Here is a 16,859-nt window from a genome sequence, read left to right on the forward strand (position 1 = left end):
AAGGAGTGCTTGTGCAAGAGATTATAAAAGATATTAAAACCCCATTTTATTTATACGATTTTGATGCAATTAAAGAAAGATTTTTAAGTATAAAAAATTCTTTAAACGGCGTTAGTTCCAATATTTTTTATGCAGTAAAAGCAAATTCAAATTTATCTTTATTAAAATTTTTAAAAGAACTTGATAGCGGTTTTGATTGCGTTAGCGTAAATGAAATTAAAAGAGCTTTATTAATCGGTGCAAAGCCTTATAAGATTATTTTTAGTGGAGTTGCAAAAAGCAAAGAAGACTTAGAATTTGCTTTACAAGAAAAGATTTTATATATAAATATTGAAAATCAAGCAGAATTAGATTTATTAGAAGAATGCGCTAAGAATTTAAATACAGTTGCAAATATATCAATTCGTGTAAATCCTAATGTAGATGCAAAAACACATCCTTATATTTCTACAGGTCTTAAAGAAAATAAATTTGGCGTTAGTCTTGATGTAGCAAGAAAAATGTATTTAAAAGCACATAAAAGCGAATATTTAAATCCTATTGCTTGTCATTTTCACATAGGCTCAAATTTATTAGATTTAAGCCCTATTATTCAAAGTGCTAAAATAATTAAGGATTTTGTTACTTCGCTAAATAGTGCAGGGCTTAATATTCGCTTTTTTGATATTGGTGGCGGTATTGGAGTAAGCTATTTAAAAGATGAAATTGAACCTAATATTAAAGACTTTTTTAATCAAATAAAAGCTATAGCAAAAGATTATACAATATGCACAGAACCAGGCAGATACATAGTAGCAAATGCTGGATATTTAGTAACAAAAGTTTTATATGAAAAAATCAACGAAAATAAAAGATTTGTAATAGTTGATGCTGCTATGAGTGAGCTAATAAGACCAAGTTTATATAATGCAAAGCACGAAATAATATGCTTTAAAGATGATTTAGCAAATTCTAGCAAGGCTGATGTGGTTGGCGGGGTTTGTGAAAGTGGGGATTTTTTAGCAAAAGATGTCGTGTTACCTAGTTTAAATAGCCAAGATTATTTAATAGTTAAAAGTGCTGGTGCATATGGCTATGTAATGAGTAGCAATTATAATTCAAGAACAAAAATTGCAGAATATGCCATAATTAATGGTAAAATAAAACTTATTAATAAAGCAGAAGATTTTATGCAAATGATAAAAGGCGAAGTGGAGTGCTTATGAGCTTAGAAGATATTAGAAAAGATATTAATCAAATTGATGATGAGATAATTACTTTGCTTAAAAAAAGAATGCAATGTGTTCATAAAGTTGGTTTAATAAAGCAAAATGAAAAAAGCCCAATTTATAGACCAACAAGAGAAATGCAAATAATAAACAGACTAAGTTTGCAAGAAGATGAATTTTTAAAAAAAGAAGCCATTAGCTCTATTTATCAAGAGATTTTTTCAATATCAAGAAATTTAGAAAGACATCAAAGAGTAGCTTTTTTAGGTCCAAGTGGAACTTATACTCATCAAGCAGCTTCATCTTGGTTTGGCAATTTATGCACTTATGTTGAGCTTGCTAGTATTAATGATGTTTTTACTGCTTTAAAAAACGATGAGGTTGATTATTCAGTAGTTCCTATTGAAAATAATACAGAAGGTGTAGTTGGAAATACTTTAGATAATCTTGCTTTACATAAAGATATTTTTATTTTTGCAGAAAAGTATTTAGATATTCATCACTCTTTTGCAAGCAATTGTTATAGTTTAAGCGATATTAAATGTATTTATTCTCATCCACAAGCTTATAATCAGTGTTTGAATTTTATTGCTTCTCATAATTTGCAAAACGCAGAATTCATCGCTACAAAAAGTACTTCTCAAGCAGCATTATTTGCAAGTAAAAATGAAAATTCAGCAGCAATTTGTTCAAAAATAGCTGCAAAATTAGCAAATATTCCTTTAATGTTTGAAAAAATTGAAGATAATTTATCAAATAAAACAAGATTTTTAATCTTAAGTAAGCATAAAGCAGAATATTCTAATAATTCAAAAACATCAATAATTGCAAATACTTCTCATAAGCCAGGTGCTTTGGTAGAACTTTTAAACGAGTTTAAAAATGCAAATATAAATCTTACACAAATTCAATCTCGTCCTTTAAAAACAGATAAATTTGAGTATTCATTTTTTATTGATTTTGATGGACATGAAGATGATTTAGTAGTAAAAAATATAATTAATAAAAAGAACATAAGAATTTTAGGTTCTTATATAAAGTGTGAAGTATGAATTATAAGCAACTTTTACAGGGTATAGGTGCAATTTATGCAAAGCTTGACAAAAAACAAAAGCTAACCATTCTTGCTGCAATTATCGCAACGGTTGCTTTTATAATCTTTTTATTATTTTATAATGCTAAAGATGATAAAACTTATAGCGGATATTCTGTTTTATTTGATGAGCTAAACCCATCAAATGCAGCCAGTGTTTTATCTATTTTAGAAAAAAATCAAGTACATTATATTTTAAAAAACGAAAGCACTATTTTAGTTCCTACAAAAGATGTTTATAAACAAAGATTAGAAGTTGCATCAGCAGGTGTTATTAAAGATAATAAAGTAGGTTTTGAAATTTTTGACAAGCAAGAATTTGGAGCAACTGATGAAGAACAAAAAATAAAATTCAAAAGAGCTCTTGAAGGAGAATTAAGCAGAACAATAAGCGCTCTTAATCCTATTCAAAAAGCAAATGTTTTACTAGCTTTAGCTGAGGATAGTCTTTTTTCTAAAAATAAAAAACCAGCTAGTGCTTCAGTTCAATTAAATCTAAAACAAGGGCAAAAATTAAGCCAAAAGCAAATCACTGGTATTAAAAATCTTGTAGCAAGTGCTTTGATTGATTTAGAGCCTGAAAGAGTTAAAATTACTGACCAAAATGGCGTTATTTTAGGCGATGAAGAGCAAGATTTTGATGTAGATATGATTGCAGCACAAATTCAATATAAAAAACAATATGAAAATAACTTAGAGCAAAATATTACCAATGTTTTAGCCGTTGTTTTAGGTGGATATGATAGGGTTGTAACAAGGGTTAATGTAGATTTTGATTTTGCACAAAAAAATTATCAAAGTGAAGTTTTTGACCCAAATTCAGTAGCTAGAAGTGAAAACAATTTAGAAGAAAAAAAAGAAGGTAGAACGCAAAAAGAAGTAGGCGGAGTACCAGGGGCAATTTCAAATATAGGTCCTGTGCAAGGCATTGATGATTCAAATAATCTTAAAGAACTTTACACAAAAAATCAAAATACTATAAATTATGAAATTTCAAAAACTTTAACCAATGTAAAAGGTCAGTTTGCAACTATAAAAAGAATTAGCACTTCTGTAATTGTAGATGGCAGATACGAGCATGATGAAAACGGCAAGTTAAAATATGTTGCAATATCTAATGAAGAATTAGCAAAACTCTTAACTCAAGTAAAAAATATAGTTGGTTTTAACGAGCAAAGAGGAGATAGCGTAAGCGTTGATAATATTGAGTTTAACAAGGTTGCTACACCTGAGCTACCATCGGCAAAATTAAAAAGCTTCCTAGAGCTTTACATAATGCCATTTATTCCACCTGCAAAATATATCTTTGCTATGTTCTTAATCTTTTTATTTTACAAAAAAATCATTGTACCATTTGCACAAAAAATGCTTGAAGATAAAGCTTTTGAAGAAGAAATTGAACAAGTTGTTAAAAAAGAAGAAGTTATTGAAGAAGATGCTATTGAAAAATATCAACAAACTAGAAAGAAAGTTGAAGAACAACTTGGAATTGATTCAGGCTTTAATGAAGATACCTTACAGCATGATATTTTATTAGAAAAATTAAGAGCTATTAGCACAGAAAGAAGTGAAGAAATCGCTATGTTATTTGCTTCTTTATTGAAAAATGATGCAGAATTTAATCAATCTCAAAAGGATATGCAATGATTAATTTAAACAATGAGCAAAAAGCTGTTTATAATGAGCTTAGTATTTTAGAAAAAATTGCTATTTTTTTAATTCAAATTGGTGAAGAAGCGGCTACTTTAATATTTTCAAATATTCAAGACCCAAATATGATTACAGAAATTACAAAGCATATTACCTATGCAAGGACGGTAGATAAATCCGTTGCAACAGCAGTTTTAGAAGAATTTCACGCCCTGCTTAAATCAAATCAATACATAAAAAATGGTGGTTTAGAATACGCAAAAGAAATTTTATATAGAACTTACGGAGCTGAAGAAGCGGAAAAAATTCTTAGCAAATTAGCAAAATCAATGGATGCAAATCAAGCTTTTTCATATTTAGGCAATATAAAACCACAACAATTAGCAGATTTTATTGTAAATGAATATCCACAAACAATAGCCTTAATCATAGCTCATATGGAGCCAACAAGAGCGGCTGAAACTTTAGAATTTTTTGATGACGAATTAAGAAGCGATGTAATTCACAGAATAGCAAATTTAGGTGATATTAGTCCAAATATTATCAAAAGAGTTTCAGCAGTTTTAGAAAGTAAATTACAAGCTCTTACATCTTATAAAATTGAAGTTGGTGGCCCTCGTGCTGTTGCTGAAGTGCTTAATAGACTTGGTCAAAAATCAAGTAAATCTACAATTAGCTATTTAGAACAAACAAACGAAAAACTAGCATCAACAATCAAAGAACTTATGTTTACTTTTGATGATATTAAAAAGCTTGGAAATAATGCTATTAGAGAGATTTTAAAAGTTGTAGATAAAAAAGATTTACAAGTAGCCTTAAAAGGCAGCGCAGAAGAACTTAAACAAATGTTTTTAGCAAATATGAGCCAAAGAGCAGCAGATTCTTTTAATGAAGAAATGGGCTTTTTAGGTGCTGTTAGGGTTAAAGATGTTGAAGAAGCACAAAGAAAGGTGGTTGAAGTTGTACAAAAACTAAATGAAACAGGTGTAATTCAACTTGGTGAAAGCGATGAGATGATTGAATGATGAAGTCTATTATTAACAATAACAATAAAAATAAAGAGCATTTTATTCAGCCTTATAAGTTTAAAATTCTTAACACTTCAACAAATGAAGAAGAGCCTGTAAAAGAAGAAGAGCATATAGCGCCAGCCGTAAAAGAAGAAGAAAAAGAAGAAAATATTGTTAAAGAAGAGGCTATTGCAAATATTCAAGTAAATAATCAATTAAACGAAGATTTGCTAAAAAAACTAGATGAGTTAAGCGATAATGTAATTAAATTGCAAATGAAACTTGAAAAGCAAGAGCAAGAATTTAATACTCGCCTTTTGCAAGAAATTGAAGTAGCTAAAAAAAATGCTTACGCAGAAGGTTTAAACGCAGGTTTAGAGCAAAACGAAGCAAAACTAAATGAGCTAAGTTTAAATGTAAGCACGAGCGTAAAAAAACTAGATGCAAAGCTTAATGAAATTAGCACTTTTTTAGACAAAACACAGATAGAATTAAACGAAGCAGCATATTTAATTGCAAAAGAAGTCATTAACAAAGAATTAAGCGATAATTCAAGTAAAATAGCCCTAGCTTTTGCTAAAACGCTAATAAAGGATATAAATAAGGATTTAAAAATAAAAATCAGCGTAAATCCAAATGATTATAATTTCTTAAAGCAAGAGCTTTCAAGCAATTTAATTGAAATTCTTTCAGATGATGCAGTAAATAAAGGTTGTTTGGTTTTAAATTCTGATAATTTAAATACTCAAATTAATCTAAAAGATAGGTTAGCACACGCAAGGAGCATAGTTTTAGATGAAAACTCTAATTGAAAATATAAAAAAACTAAACATTGATGAACTTAATAATTTATGCAAATTAATAAGAGAAGAGATAATAAATCAAGTTAGCAAAAATGGCGGACATCTTTCATCTAATTTGGGCGTGGTTGAGCTTAGCGTTGCTATTCATCATTTGTTTGATTTAAAGAAAAATCCTTTAATTTTTGATGTTTCTCATCAAATTTATGCACATAAAATTTTAACAAACAGAAGTCTTGAAAATTTAAGACAATTTAAAGGTATTAGCGGTTTTAGCGAACCAAGCGAAAGTGAGTATGACTTTTTTGTAGCAGGTCATGCAAGTACATCAATTTCTTTAGCAGTAGGTGCTGCAAAGGCTTTTGCTTTACAAAAAAATGATAATTTTCCAATAGCCTTAATCGGCGATGGTTCTATGGGTTGTGGTTTAGCTTACGAAGCTTTAAATGAGCTAGGAGATAAAAAATATCCAAGTATTATTATTTTAAATGATAATAAAATGAGCATAAGCAAGCCTATTGGTGCGGTTTCAAAGTTTTTATCCTGTTCTTTATCTAGCCCTTTTTATCAAAGATTTAAAAAAGGCGTTGAGGGAATGCTTGAATATTTGCCAAATAGTGCAAGATTTGCAGCAAAAAGGTTTGAAGATGGATTTAAGCTATTAACTCCTGCAGGAATGTTTTTTGAAGAAATGGGGCTTGAATATATTGGTCCAATTGATGGGCATAATATTGAAGAATTAATTAAATCTTTAAAACTAGCTTGTAATTTAAAAAAGCCTGTTTTACTTCATGTGCAAACCATTAAAGGTTATGGATACTCGCACTCGCAAAACGATGAAGGAAGTTGGCACGGAGTAAGCCCTTTTGATATTAAAAGTGGCAAGGCGATAAAAAACTCAAATTCTAAAAGCATAACATCAATTTTTAGCGATATTTTGTATGAACTTGCAAGTAAAGATGAAAAAATAGTAGGAGTAAGCGCAGCTATGCCAAGCGGTACGGGAATGGATAAATTAATAAAATTTTATCCTGATAGATTTTTTGATGTTGGTATCGCAGAAGCTCACGCAGTAACTTCAATGGCGGCTATGAGTAAGTGTGGTTTTATGCCAGTGGTTGCTATTTATTCAACCTTTTTACAAAGAGCATATGATAGCTTAATTCACGATGCGGCAATTATGAATTTAAATATGCTTTTTGCAATTGATAGAGCAGGAATTGTTGGTAATGATGGAAAAACTCATCAAGGTGTTTTTGATATTTCTTATCTTTCTTGCATACCAAATTTTAAAATTTGTGCGCCAATAAATGAAAGTAGCCTTAGATTATTGCTTGAATACGCAACAAGCAAGGTTGGATTAATTGCTATTCGCTATGCAAGAGGCGCTTTTATGCTAGATGATAGCTTTAAAGCTAGTTTAAAAAGCCATTATTTAATTAATAATAATTCAGATATTAGCTTTTTATGTTTTGGTCAAGAAGCTTATAAGGCAATTAAATTAAGTGATGAATTTAATGCAAATGTTATTGATTTAGTTTTTGCAAAACCGCTTGATAGAGAATTTTTACTTTCATTAGCAAAAAGCTCTAAAAAGTGGTTTATTTTTTCATCAAGTTTAAAAATTGGCGGATTGTATTCTATAATTAGTGCCTTTTTGCAAGAAGAAAAAATAAATGATATTAAACTTGTAAGCTTTGAGTATGAAGATGAATTTATTACTCACGGAGATAGCAGTGTAGTAGAAGAATCGCTAGGTTTAGATATAAACAGTATTAAAGAAAAAATTAAAAAGGAGCTTAATTGATAATTTGTGCAGGTAATACAGAAAATTATGATTTTGCTAAAAGCGTTGGCGTAGGGAATATTCAAGTAGCTATTAATTTAAGCAAGATTATTTTAGAAAATAAAGTAAAAAGATTAATTTTTGTAGGCTCAATGGGGCTTTATACTAAAGAAAATGAACTTTTTTCAATTTTTGAATTTGATGATGCAAACAATATAGAACTTTCATCTTTAAATAATCAAAGCTACACTCCGCTTAATAGCACAATAAGTTCAAAATTAAACTCAAATAATTTTATTTGTAAGGATTTTTCTTTAGCTAATAAAATGTATGAAAAATATTCTTTTATTGGTGAAAATATGGAAGCTTTTGGCTTTTTTTCTTGTGCAAAATATTTTAATATAAATGCAAAAGCAATTTTAATTGCTACAAATTATTGTGATGAAAACGCACATTCAACTTATTTAAATAATTATAAAAAGGCAAATGAATTACTAGAAAATTATTTAGAAAATAAAGGATATTTGTGAAAGAAATTTTAGATTATTTGCCAGAAGAATACGGCTTAAATCCAAGTTTTAATAATAATCAATTAGCAAAATTTATTTATCAAAAATATATAAATGATTTTGATGAAGCTACAAGTCTTTCAAAGGATTTAAGAGCAAAATTAAAAAAGGAATTTAATCTTATGCCTTTAAAGCTTAAAAATAAACAAATAAGCATTGATAAAAGTATTAAATTCTTATTTGAATTAAATGATAAACACACAGTAGAAAGTGTTTTATTACCTATGAAGCAAGAGCGTGTTGAAAATGGGATTAAAAAAAGCGCAAAATATACAATTTGCATTAGCTCTCAAGTAGGTTGCAAGAGTGGTTGCAGTTTTTGTTTAACAGGAAAAAGTGGGCTTATTAGAAATCTTAGTAGTGCTGAAATTGTTGCACAGGTTTTATTTATAAAAAAATACGCACAAATTCCTTATGAGCATGGAGTAAATATAGTTTTTATGGGAATGGGAGAACCGCTTGATAATTTAAATGCAGTTGCAAAAGCAGTAAAGATACTAGCTCACAATGATACTCTTGCAATTTCTCCAAGAAGACAAACAATCTCAACTAGCGGTCTAGCAAAGCAAATTATTGAGTTAGGCAAAATGAATTTAGGTGTTTTACTTGCCATTTCTTTACATGCTGTAAATGATGAATTAAGAGATAAATTAATGCCTATTAATAAAGCTTACAATATTAAAAGCGTACTTGATGCAATAAGGCAATTTCCTATTGATGCTAGAAAAAGAGTTATGTTTGAATATTTATGCCTTGGCGGTATAAATGATGATATTAGCCACGCTAAAGCCTTAGTAAAATTATTGCACGGAATTAAGGCTAAGATTAATTTAATTTATTTTAACCCACACAAAGGTAGTGAATACAAAAGACCTAGCGAAGAAAGGGTTATTGCATTTAGAGATTACTTACAAGCACACGGACAAAATGCTACTATTAGGCAAAGCAAAGGTCTTGATATAAGCGCTGCTTGTGGGCAATTACAAGATGAGCAAAAAAGATTAGAGGAGGTACAATGAAAGAGGTTGCAAGTTTTTGGTATAGTAAAAATCTAAAATCATCACTGGGGGGGGGTATTTTAGATAAATTAGCATTTAAAAAAAATGTAAATAATTGTGGTTTAAGTAGTTTAGAAATACTTTGTATAAAAAGTTTTATTGATAATAATTTTACCTTTACCTTATATACATACGATAAAAACAATGAATTGTTTAATCGATTACAAAAAGAATTAAAAAATTTTTATGTAAAAGATGCGAATGAAATTGTAGATTTTAGTGAATATTTTGATGATAATCGTGGTGCTGGAGTTGCAGCTTTTAGTGATTATTTTCGTTTTAGAATGATAAATAAAAGTAATGTTGCTTGGGTTGATACTGATATGCTTTGCTTGAAAGAATTTGATTTGAGTGATTATGTTGTAATTACACAAGCAGGTAGTGATGGTCATTTAAGCCCTACAACTTCAATGCTAAAATACCCACAAAATAGTGAATTAGCAAATTATTTAATAGATGAAAGTAAAAAAATAATTGCAGGTAAAAAAATGGTTGAATGGGGAGTTATCGGACCAGTGTTTTTAGCAAGAGCTATAAAAGAACTAAAATTAGAGCATATTTTAAAAGAGCAAGAATATGCTTGTGCTATAAATTGGGCTGATTATCAATATTTTACAAGCGCATCATATATTGATTTTCCACAAAATAGCGTTTGTGCGCACCTTTGGACTGAAATGTGGAAGGGCTTTAGAGGTTTACCAGCAATAAATAAAGATATTAAAGCACCATTTAATAGTATTTATGAAAGATATAAAAGAAAACATAATATTTATGAATTTTTAGAAAAACTTTCGTATAAATTGTAATCTTTGTAGCCAAAAGGCTACAAAAGTTATAAAGAATATCTTGCTACAAAATTTAAGCTCAAATCTTTCTTGATATGTCCGCTTAAACTTTTATCAATATCAAAATTTAATTTTAACTTATCACTTGCTTTATAGCTAGTTGAAAGCGAGATATCAAAAGTGTTTTCTCTATCTAGCTTTATATCAAGTTTATTAATTTTCATAGGAATTAAATCAGTTGTATAAGCAAAACCACCCCTAAATGATAATTTATCATTTACATTCATTCCTGCGAATAAATTTGTTTTAAGTAAAGAACCGTAAATATTCATATTTGAACCTGATTTTGGTGAAACTATGTTTAAATATGGTAAAAGCTCAATACTAGGCTCAATGTAGTAATTATTTATATCATATCTATAACCAAGCTCGGCAATAAAGCTTAATAAAGCTTGTTTGTTATCGCTAGTAAAATTAAAATTAGCCTTAGCACTTAAATCATAAAATAAGCCATTATTTAATAAGCTTGAATAATAAGCTCCTACACCTAAATATCCATCAAAATCACTAATTTTAGAATAATTAATCATAAAACCTAAAAAATTATCTGCATTGCTAGTAGAATTAAGTTTATCATAACCTGCTTGTAAATACACACTATTAAAATTGTTATCATAAACATTGTATCTAGTATAAGATAATCTTGCCCAAGCCCCGCTTGATTTAGCATCGTCTCTTAATTCTCCCATTCTTTTATTTAAATCATTAGAACTTGCTAAAACGCTAAGATAGGTTGAGCCAATTATGTTTGAGCTTAAATATATTTCATTTTTGCTTGGAATTTTAATAGATGATATAAGATTACCTATGTAATCATTTATATTTGCATTCTCACTCGCCCAAGCAGGTAAAGTAGAATTATCTAAAACATAACTTAATGCCTCTTGTAAAACTTTATTACTAGCATTATAAAAAGCTATTAAATTTGCATAATCTTGTGTTGTTAGTTTAGATGGGTCTTCAGGTAATGTTGAATATTTTTTTCTAATTCTGTATTAATTGTATCAAATGAGCTAGAAATTTTGCTAATACGAGCAAGATTATCTAGCGTATCTTGACCTGCTAGCATATGAGTTAAAGATAATTTTGTTGATTTTTCAAGTAAAGATTGCAAAGTTTGCTTTTGCTCTTGTGTAAGATTAGTTTTATTAATATCATTTTTTATTGATTCATTTTCAGCTAATTCATCTTTTAAGATAGAATTATAGTCTTTAATAAAGTTATCATTATTTATTTTAGCTTGTTGCTTATATTGACTTAAGTCTATATAACTACTTTTGGTACTGTTACAATTAACACCTATGGTAGCTAAACATTGTTTATTTATATAATCTTTTAACGCAGCTTCATCGTTTAAAGCATTAATTTCTTTATATGTTCCTGTTTGAAAATTACTGTCTAAAGGGTTTAAATCCACTAAAGTGTAAGCGTAAGAATTTGCTAATAAAAAAGTAGCGATTAAAGAGTGTTTAAGACCCCCCCCAATTTTACAATTTTTTGTCATTTTGTATCCTTTTTGTTAATTTAAAAAGAGCAAATATTAACAAAAAAATTATCTAAATGTAATATTTTTTTATAATTTTTAACTCAATTAGAGCTAAAAATTATTTAAAAAAAGATTTTATTTTTTCAAAAAGTCCGTGCTGCTCTTCGTTTTCACTACTTCCAATTCCAAAAGATGAATTTAATTTTTCTAATAATTGTTTTTGTTCATCGTTTAACTTTTTAGGGAATTTTATACTAAGTTGCACATACTGGTCGCCAATTCTTCCTGTATGTGGGTCTTTTACACCTTCATTTGGTATTTTTATTAATTCTTTATCGCTTATTCCTAAAGGAATTTGTAAATTAGCTTCTCCACGGATTGTAGGCACTTTAATACTAGCTCCCATTGCAGCTTGTGTAAATAAAATTGGCACATCAATATAAATATCATTGTTTTTTCTAATAAATTTTGAATCTTTTTGAACTCTTAATTTTACATACAAATCACTTCTTTGTTTATTTGCTCCAATGTTTCCTTTAGCATTGCAGCGTAAAGTAACTGCATTATCTACACCTTCTGGAATATTAATTTCTATTTCATCTTCTTTTTGAGTATAGCTTAAACCATTGCAAGCCTTGCATTTTTCTTTGATAATCTTGCCTTTACCATTGCAACTTTGACAAGTGCTTTGAATGTTAAAAAAGCCTTGTCTAATAAAGATTTTACCTTTACCTTTGCAGCTTGGGCATTGATTTAGGTTTTTATCTTGAGCACCTGTACCATCGCATTTTTCGCAAAGGCATTTATATGTGTATTTAAATTTCTTTTTGCAGCCAAATACTGCTTCTTTAAATGTTAAATCCAATGTAGCAAACAAATCTTCATTAATCTCATCTTCTTCGCTCATATCATCACCAAAAAACGAAGAAAAAATATCCTCAAAAGAAGAAAAACCACCAAAACCGCCGCCAAATCCACCTTGACTTTTAAGCCCATCTTCACCGTATCTATCATACATTGCTCTTTTATTTTCATCACTTAAAACTTCATAGGCTGCATTTATTTCTTTAAATTTTTCTTCTGTTTCTTTGTTGCCTTGATTTCTATCAGGATGGTATTTTAGTGCCAATTTACGATAAGCTTTTTTTATTTCATCTGCACTAGAATTTTTGCTAACACCTAAAATCTCGTAAAAATCTCGCATTTTTTTCCTTTTGATTAATAATTGTAAATATTTAATAGTTAGAATAATAAAACTTTAATAGATAAAGGTGTAAAAATGATTAATGTAATTATGATTGAAGACGATATTGAGTTTGCTAATTTACTCACTGAGTACTTAGCTAAATTTAACATACAAGTAAAACAATACAGCGACCCTTATTTAGGATTAAGTGCAGGTATAAGCGATTTTGATTGTATGATTTTAGACCTTACTTTACCAGGACTTGATGGGCTTGAAGTTTGTAAAGAAGTTAGAAAAAAATTCGATATTCCAATTATCATTTCAAGTGCAAGAACTGATTTAAGTGATAAGGTTTTAGGTTTAGGCTTGGGGGCTGATGACTATTTACCAAAACCATATGACCCTAAAGAAATGCAAGCTAGAATTACTTCTTTAGTAAGAAGATATAAAAAAACTTTAGCACCGCAAATCGACCCTAACTCTAAGTTCAAAGTAGAGCATGAAAAACACGAAATTTTTTATGATGGACAGCTTTTAACGCTAACACCTGCAGAATATGATATTTTGCACTTTTTGATAAAAAAACACGGCTTTTCAATCTCAAGAGAAGAATTAGCAAATAACTGCAAATCTTTAAGAGAAAAAGACTCTAAGAGTTTAGATGTAATCATAGGAAGATTAAGAGCTAAAATTAATGATAATTCAAGAGAGCCAAAACATATTTTTTCAGTTCGTGGAATTGGCTATAAACTTCTTGGATAATGATTTATACACTACAAAGCAAGTTTTTGTTCTTTTTTGCATTAACTTGCTTACTTGTTGTTGCTTTATTTATAAGCATTGACCAAGTTATAAAAACAAATTCAGAAAACGAAGAATTACAAAGACAATATTTCATCTCGCATAGTGTTGCTAAACTTTATAATTTAGGTTTAGGCAATGAGGTTGATAATTATTTAATTAGTGCTAACTTATATAAAGTTAGTGAAAGTGAAAAAATTTTAAATATTATTAGTAATGCAAGAAATGTTTTTACAAGAATTTTGGATATCGGTTATATAAGATGTTATGAATTAGATGATGTATTTTATTTGCAAATTGATTTAAAAAATAGTGCAGGTGTTGCTATGTATGCAAGTAAATATACACCTAATCTAAACAGGCTTATATTAATTGCTGGTTTATTTATAGCTTTGTTAGTGTTTTTTACCTTTTATTATTTTACATTAAAAGATATTATAAAACCGCTTAAAAAGCTATCAGTTCATATTAAAAATTGGAATGTGGGCAATCATCATATTTTTAAATATACTAAAAATGATGAAATATCAACTGTTATTAAAGAAGTAAATAAATTAACTAGAAACATAAACGAGTTAATTCAATCAAGACAATTTTTTATACGCTCAATTATGCACGAGCTTAAAACCCCTATTGGAAAAGGAAAAATTCTTGTAGCACTTTTTGAAGAAAGCTCTAAAACAAGGCAACTTGATAATATTTTTGATAGATTAAATATGTTGCTTAATGAGTTTAATAAAATTGAGCAAATTTTAACAAAAAACTATACATTAAATATTCAAACTTATAGACTGCATGTTATTTACGAACAAGCTTTAGATATGCTAATGATTGAGCCAGGAGATGCTAGAATTGCAGTAAAAATTAATGCTCAAAAACAAATTGATGTGGATTTAGAATTATTTTCAATGCTTGTTAAAAATCTTTTGGATAATGCTTTAAAATATTCAAGCGATGGCAAGTGCGAATTTGTTGTTGATGAAGATAAAATAAGTGTTATTAATAATGGGGCTGCTTTAAAAGAACCCTTTGAATATTACCTTGGAACCTTTGTAAGGGGTGAAAGCACTAATAATACTCACGGATTTGGTTTAGGGCTTTATTTAATTGATTATATTTGCACATTGCATAATTTTACCTTTGCTTATCATTATGATACAAGGCATCATTTTAAGGTGATTTTTTGAAAGAATTTGAAAAATTATGCAAGAATTTTAATAAAATTCAAGGCGTAGGAAAAAAAACTGCTTTAAAAATGGCTTATCATTTATGTTATGAAAATAAAAATCTTTTAGAAGAATTAGCTCACTCTTTAAAAAGTGCAAGTTCTGCTATTAAAGAATGTGAAATTTGCGGAGCTTTGTGTGAAGATTATTTGTGCGATGAGTGTTTAAATGAAGATTTAGAAAAAAGTGTATGTTTAGTAGAAAGTGCAAAAGATATCTTTTTTTTAAAAGATTGCAATGCCTATGAAGGTAGATATTTTGTTTTTGCAAAGGCTAATGAATATTATTTAAAAAAACTAGAAAATATGATTAATAAATACAATATACAAGAAATAATTATTGCTTATACACCAAGTGTTAGCACCGATACTTTATGCTTTTATTTAGAAAATTATTTTATAAATAAAAATCTAAGTATTAGTAAAATTGCACAAGGAATTCCAAACGGAGTAAAAATTCAAGATATTGACCAAAGTTCATTAAGTAGTGCTATTTTAAATAGAGTAAAATTTACATAAGGGAATAAAATGAAAAGAGTGTTATTTTTAATATTTTTTATTTGTTTTTTTGTAAGAGCAGATATTTTAGAACCAAATCAAGCTTTTATGCCAAGTGTTAATAAAGATGAACAATTTGTGCATATCTCAATAAAATTAGCCGATGATATTTATTTATACAAAGATAGTTTTGCTTTATTTATTAATAATGTTGATGATACAAAGTTTATAGATTTTAAAAAAGCAGAAATTAAAGAAAAGCAAGAAGTGTATTTTAATGAATTTTCTTTTTCTATTCCTTTATTTAAGTTAGAGCAAAACAATTCTATTGTTATTTATTATCAAGGTTGTTCTATGCAGGGTCTATGCTACCAATCTTTAAAAAGTAAATTTAATATTAATAATAGTAAAATAAGCGTTGATTATATAAATAAACAAGCTAACAAAAAAGAAGAAAATTTATATGAAGAAAGTTTAAATTCTAAAAGCTTTTTTATAGTTATTTTTTCATTTTTTCTTGCTGGACTTTTACTTTCTTTAACACCTTGCACACTTCCTATGATTCCAATTTTATCAAGCATACTAGCAAACTTAAGCTCCAAAAGAACCTTATTAGCATCAATAATTTATGTTTTAGGAACTAGCTTAACATATACAATTAGTGGTGTTATTGCAGCCTTGCTTGGTAGTGGTTTGCAAGAAATTTTTCAAAGCAAAATTGTAATTATTATTTTCTCTTTAATTTTTGTTTTATTTGCTGTATCAATGTTTGGTTTTTTTAATATTCAAATGCCAAATTCAATGCAAAATTCACTTTTAAAAATAAATTCTAAGCAAAGTGGTTTTGTTGGTATTTTTATAATGGGTGCTTTAAGTGCTTTGATTGTAGGTCCTTGCGTAGCTGCACCGCTTGCAACTTTACTTATTTATATTGCTAATACTAAAGATGTTTTTTTAGGTGCTAGTGCTTTATTTACGATGAGTATTGCTATGTCTATTCCGCTTATTGTTATTGGTTTTGGTTTTAAATTTTTAAAAAGTGGTGCTTGGATGCAAGTTATTAATAAGATTTTTGCTTTTATTATGCTTGTTATGGCAGTTTATTTTCTTGGGAGAATTCTTAGTGAAGAAATAACAAATATTTTATATGCTCTAATTTGTTTTGCAAGTGTTATTTATTTTGGTCTATTTGATGAGATAAAAAGTAAATTTGCCTTTATTATTAAATATATTTTACTTTTAATCTTTGTTTTTGCTCTATATTTAACTTTTAGTGTTTTTATGGAAAAAAATAATGCAAAAACTTTAGAATTTAAAATAGCAAGTTCTAAAGAAGAAATGCTTTTACAAGATAAAAATTTAATTTATTTTACTGCAGACTGGTGTGAAAATTGCAAGGAGTTAGCAAAAACTACTTTTAAAGATGAAAGAGTAATAAATAAACTTTCTAAAATTAATTTAATCAAAATAGACTTAAGCGATGTAAATGATTTTGAAAAAGAATTAACGCAAAAATATCAAATTTTTGGACCTCCTGTTATGATGATTGTTGATAAAAATATGAATGTAGAAAATAAAATAATAGGCTATGTTGATGCAAATACTTTTTTGAAAAAAATTAATTTTTAAAGCTTAAATTAAACT

Annotated in this window: 16 protein-coding genes; 13 read left to right on the top strand and 3 right to left on the bottom strand. The window is 28.2% G+C overall.

Annotation, left to right across the window (positions count from 1 at the left end):
- Window positions 1-5 precede the first annotated feature (5 nt).
- The 9 genes from lysA to CCANL266_RS09415 are packed head-to-tail and all read left to right on the top strand — an operon-like array spanning window position 6 to window position 9,980.
- Window positions 6-1,205, top strand: a complete 1,200-nt coding sequence (gene lysA / locus CCANL266_RS01040) for a diaminopimelate decarboxylase (RefSeq protein ID WP_172230163.1) — start codon at window positions 6-8, stop codon at window positions 1,203-1,205.
- Complete coding sequence (gene pheA / locus CCANL266_RS01045) at window positions 1,202-2,260, top strand: prephenate dehydratase (RefSeq protein ID WP_172230165.1); 1,059 nt, start codon at window positions 1,202-1,204, stop codon at window positions 2,258-2,260. The genes lysA and pheA overlap by 4 nt, the downstream gene beginning before the upstream one ends.
- Window positions 2,257-3,948 carry a flagellar basal-body MS-ring/collar protein FliF gene (fliF, locus tag CCANL266_RS01050; RefSeq protein ID WP_172230167.1) on the top strand — a complete coding sequence of 564 codons (1,692 nt, stop codon included), beginning with the start codon at window positions 2,257-2,259 and terminating at the stop codon, window positions 3,946-3,948. The genes pheA and fliF overlap by 4 nt, the downstream gene beginning before the upstream one ends.
- Window positions 3,945-4,976, top strand: a complete 1,032-nt coding sequence (gene fliG / locus CCANL266_RS01055) for a flagellar motor switch protein FliG (protein WP_172230169.1) — start codon at window positions 3,945-3,947, stop codon at window positions 4,974-4,976. Before fliF ends, fliG begins: the two co-directional genes overlap by 4 nt.
- Window positions 4,976-5,773: a FliH/SctL family protein gene (locus tag CCANL266_RS01060; protein ID WP_172230171.1), complete on the top strand. Its 798-nt coding sequence runs from the start codon at window positions 4,976-4,978 to the stop codon at window positions 5,771-5,773. The genes fliG and CCANL266_RS01060 overlap by 1 nt, the downstream gene beginning before the upstream one ends.
- On the top strand, window positions 5,757-7,568 hold the full coding sequence (gene dxs / locus CCANL266_RS01065; protein ID WP_172230173.1) for a 1-deoxy-D-xylulose-5-phosphate synthase: 1,812 nt from the start codon (window positions 5,757-5,759) through the stop codon (window positions 7,566-7,568). The genes CCANL266_RS01060 and dxs overlap by 17 nt, the downstream gene beginning before the upstream one ends.
- Entirely contained in the window at window positions 7,565-8,077 is a 513-nt protein-coding gene (locus CCANL266_RS01070; protein ID WP_172230175.1) for a purine-nucleoside phosphorylase, read from the top strand. Before dxs ends, CCANL266_RS01070 begins: the two co-directional genes overlap by 4 nt.
- On the top strand, window positions 8,074-9,135 hold the full coding sequence (gene rlmN, locus CCANL266_RS01075) for a dual-specificity RNA methyltransferase RlmN (RefSeq protein ID WP_172230177.1): 1,062 nt from the start codon (window positions 8,074-8,076) through the stop codon (window positions 9,133-9,135). The genes CCANL266_RS01070 and rlmN overlap by 4 nt, the downstream gene beginning before the upstream one ends.
- On the top strand, window positions 9,132-9,980 hold the full coding sequence (locus tag CCANL266_RS09415) for a hypothetical protein (RefSeq protein ID WP_216657297.1): 849 nt from the start codon (window positions 9,132-9,134) through the stop codon (window positions 9,978-9,980). Before rlmN ends, CCANL266_RS09415 begins: the two co-directional genes overlap by 4 nt.
- Window positions 9,981-10,006: 26 nt before the next feature.
- Here CCANL266_RS09415 and CCANL266_RS01085 read toward each other — a convergent pair whose 3' ends face one another.
- The 3 genes from CCANL266_RS01085 to dnaJ all read right to left on the bottom strand — a co-directional run bounded on the left by CCANL266_RS01085 (window position 10,007) and on the right by dnaJ (window position 12,709).
- On the bottom strand, window positions 10,007-11,008 hold the full coding sequence (locus CCANL266_RS01085) for an autotransporter outer membrane beta-barrel domain-containing protein (protein WP_172234335.1): 1,002 nt from the start codon (window positions 11,006-11,008) through the stop codon (window positions 10,007-10,009).
- Entirely contained in the window at window positions 10,963-11,523 is a 561-nt protein-coding gene (locus CCANL266_RS01090; protein ID WP_172230179.1) for a hypothetical protein, read from the bottom strand. The genes CCANL266_RS01085 and CCANL266_RS01090 overlap by 46 nt, the downstream gene beginning before the upstream one ends.
- A gap of 100 nt (window positions 11,524-11,623) precedes the next feature.
- Window positions 11,624-12,709 carry a molecular chaperone DnaJ gene (gene dnaJ, locus CCANL266_RS01095; protein WP_172230181.1) on the bottom strand — a complete coding sequence of 362 codons (1,086 nt, stop codon included), beginning with the start codon at window positions 12,707-12,709 and terminating at the stop codon, window positions 11,624-11,626.
- Window positions 12,710-12,784: 75 nt separating this feature from the next.
- Here dnaJ and CCANL266_RS01100 point away from each other — a divergent pair, with 75 nt between their 5' ends.
- Genes CCANL266_RS01100 through dsbD form a run of 4 tightly spaced genes read left to right on the top strand, consistent with a single transcriptional unit; the run spans window position 12,785 to window position 16,844 of the window.
- On the top strand, window positions 12,785-13,453 hold the full coding sequence (locus CCANL266_RS01100; protein ID WP_172230183.1) for a response regulator transcription factor: 669 nt from the start codon (window positions 12,785-12,787) through the stop codon (window positions 13,451-13,453).
- Window positions 13,453-14,679, top strand: a complete 1,227-nt coding sequence (locus CCANL266_RS01105) for an ArsS family sensor histidine kinase (RefSeq protein ID WP_172230185.1) — start codon at window positions 13,453-13,455, stop codon at window positions 14,677-14,679. Before CCANL266_RS01100 ends, CCANL266_RS01105 begins: the two co-directional genes overlap by 1 nt.
- Window positions 14,676-15,236: a recombination protein RecR gene (locus tag CCANL266_RS01110; protein ID WP_172230187.1), complete on the top strand. Its 561-nt coding sequence runs from the start codon at window positions 14,676-14,678 to the stop codon at window positions 15,234-15,236. The genes CCANL266_RS01105 and CCANL266_RS01110 overlap by 4 nt, the downstream gene beginning before the upstream one ends.
- 9 nt (window positions 15,237-15,245) lie before the next feature.
- Entirely contained in the window at window positions 15,246-16,844 is a 1,599-nt protein-coding gene (gene dsbD / locus CCANL266_RS01115) for a protein-disulfide reductase DsbD (RefSeq protein WP_172230190.1), read from the top strand.
- Window positions 16,845-16,859 lie beyond the last annotated feature (15 nt).

This window comes from Campylobacter canadensis, assembly GCF_013177655.1.
GTDB classification, from domain to species: domain Bacteria; phylum Campylobacterota; class Campylobacteria; order Campylobacterales; family Campylobacteraceae; genus Campylobacter_E; species Campylobacter_E canadensis.